The following is a 2,347-nucleotide window of genomic DNA, read 5'->3' as shown; positions in this document are numbered from 1 at the left end:
CCCCGGCGACGCAAAGCCGTCGCCCCTCTGTGCACGACAACTGCACGACGTCGAATTCGACGCGCACGACAAAACGCATTACACTACGCAAGACAAACAGCACGACAAAACGCACGACGTGGAGAGCAGCAGCCATGAGAGAGAAAACCAAAACCCTGACCGTTCGCCTACCCGTTAGCCTGATCGAACGCATCGAGCAGAACGCAGCACGAACCGGAGCAACCCGCACGGATGCTGTCATAGAGGCGCTGAACGCCGGACTTGGCACGAAGCCGGAAGGGATGGACACCAAACTTTTAGCTGCCATCGAAGCGCTGAGGGCTGAAGTCAGGGCGCTGTCCGTCGGCGGTAAACCTGCACGACAAACCGCACAACAAACAGCACCACAAAGCGCACAACAACCTGCAAGACAGATAGTCCCCCGGGGAGCCGATCCGCGCTTCCAGGCCGTCAGTGATGAGGCTGACCAGCTCATTGTCAGCATGACCGCAGAGAACGCGACTCTGCCCGCCATCGCGTCGGCACTGAACGCAGCAGGGCACCGGACAGCGACGGGACAGGAGTGGAACACCAGCCGTGTCCGGGACTATCGCCATAAGTTGCGGGAAAGTGGGCTACTGAATTAGCAGTCCTAAGTGACATAGCTAAATATGATAAAATTCGAACATAAAAATTTTACAAGGAAAAGAAGTGGCTATCGGTGATGATGCTATCCGTGACGCTTTCTATGCTTTTACACAGCAAGCTGAAGAAATGGATGATAAAGGTCTCCCTCAGGAAGTTTGGGAGACGCCTTGTTTTACCTATCTGATGACTAAGAAGCAGTTCAATCAAATGAAAGTTGTTTGTCAGAGAAACGGCTGGGACATACCTGCATCACCAGCAAGACCGATCACTTGGGCAATGTTTAGGCATGTGCTATCTGCTCGTAACTCGAAGGATAAGCTAAGTTGGCAAGAGTGTGCGGAGATTTTGGCAACTGCATTCTCAGTGCAGAGCAATGTGTACGTTAACAGAGATTACTCGGAGCAGACTATTGTGCTCAATGCTGTTCGTCGCATTAACGTTGCTGGGGCTGGCTTTTTCGCAATGGCGATAGTTGATGTCTCTGAAAATAATTTGGCCCCCGTGACTGCATACCATGCAACGGAGGCCAAATTTAAAGCTATACAGCGAGGGTGATAGGAAGGACGCCCATTTAAGCAATTCTCCTCAATTTAATGAGAATGAACCATAACGCCTAAATATTTCCCTTCATTGGTTCCTTTCGGATCTAGCAGCATCGGCGGTTTTCTGCTGTCTATCAAATTCACTGTTATTACTAGGAAGCCGCAACATAACTTCCCAACAGGAGACCAGCCTCCTGACTGCCCAGCGCAAAGGGTTAATTACTGGTTAATACCCCCTGCGAATGCTCTTGCAGTACAACAATAGTAGGCTATTGTTGACGTAGATTCAACTGGTTTGTTTATAACCAAGCGGCACGAGGAGCGGGTTTACAGGTTTTTATAGCTCTTTAGAGGCGGTTAACCATATTGCGATATCAGGTAATTATAGATCTTGAAATCATTAAATTTATCAATTATGATTAATTTTATGATTAATTTTTGATCTATAGAGGTACTTTGATGGATATTACGATATCTGACGCTACATATAGCCGTCTTGCTGCACAAGCAAAGGGATTTGAAACTCCCGAACAGGTAATAAACCGTCTGATCGATGTTGTTGAAATCGATCATGACACACGCCCTGAACTTTTTTTTAATCCTGAAGGTGAAGCGGATTTTAAAAAAGCGTTACTAAAATCAAAACAGGCCAAAGTCGAAATGTTTAAAAGGGATGGTTCCTGTGAAACTGGAGTATGGAATGCTCGTGCGATTTCAGAAGAATCATCAGTTCGGGCAAATATTTGGAGTGGGTATTTGCGTGGATGGAAGGAAAAAGGGATTGTTCGTGCGGTTTTCACTGTCCAGGAGGTTCCTGACTTGCCAGGAGCGGCTGAAAGTGTGCAGTGGAATGATTATACAATCAGTCGCACTTTTAGTGGCGGTATTTCAGTTCAAAGAAATGGCATGCCTGTAACTATTGTGAAGCCATTTCTACGTGATGTTGCGCATGATTTAAAAATATCATTGCTAAATAGCAATGGAAATGAAATGAATACTCGGCAGCTTGGCGCAGCGATCATAAAGAAGTTAAATAACTCTTAACATCGATGCTTCACGCAGAGGAGCGACGGCTCAACGCCGCCGCCGGTCAGAGTTCTACTGCGACGAATACGCACCATTCATAGCTGGCGAGGCAGAACGCCCGCCACCTGTCATCAGACGCCCGGTCAACACAC

At 47.5% G+C, this 2,347-nt stretch carries 3 protein-coding genes; all 3 read left to right on the top strand.

The annotated features are described in order from the left end of the window. On the top strand, window positions 1–626 hold a 626-nt coding region (locus tag HMPREF3138_RS07025; protein ID WP_246828710.1), incomplete at its 5' end, for a hypothetical protein. Window positions 627–690: 64 nt separating this feature from the next. Beyond that, window positions 691–1,182, top strand: a complete 492-nt coding sequence (locus HMPREF3138_RS07020) for a hypothetical protein (protein WP_070558886.1) — start codon at window positions 691–693, stop codon at window positions 1,180–1,182. Between the two features lie 446 nt (window positions 1,183–1,628). After that, complete coding sequence (locus HMPREF3138_RS26170) at window positions 1,629–2,213, top strand: hypothetical protein (RefSeq protein WP_061351424.1); 585 nt, start codon at window positions 1,629–1,631, stop codon at window positions 2,211–2,213. Window positions 2,214–2,347 lie beyond the last annotated feature (134 nt).

This window comes from Serratia sp. HMSC15F11 (assembly GCF_001808215.1).
GTDB lineage: Bacteria > Pseudomonadota > Gammaproteobacteria > Enterobacterales > Enterobacteriaceae > Serratia > Serratia nevei.
This window is presented reverse-complemented; position numbering and strand designations above follow the sequence as displayed.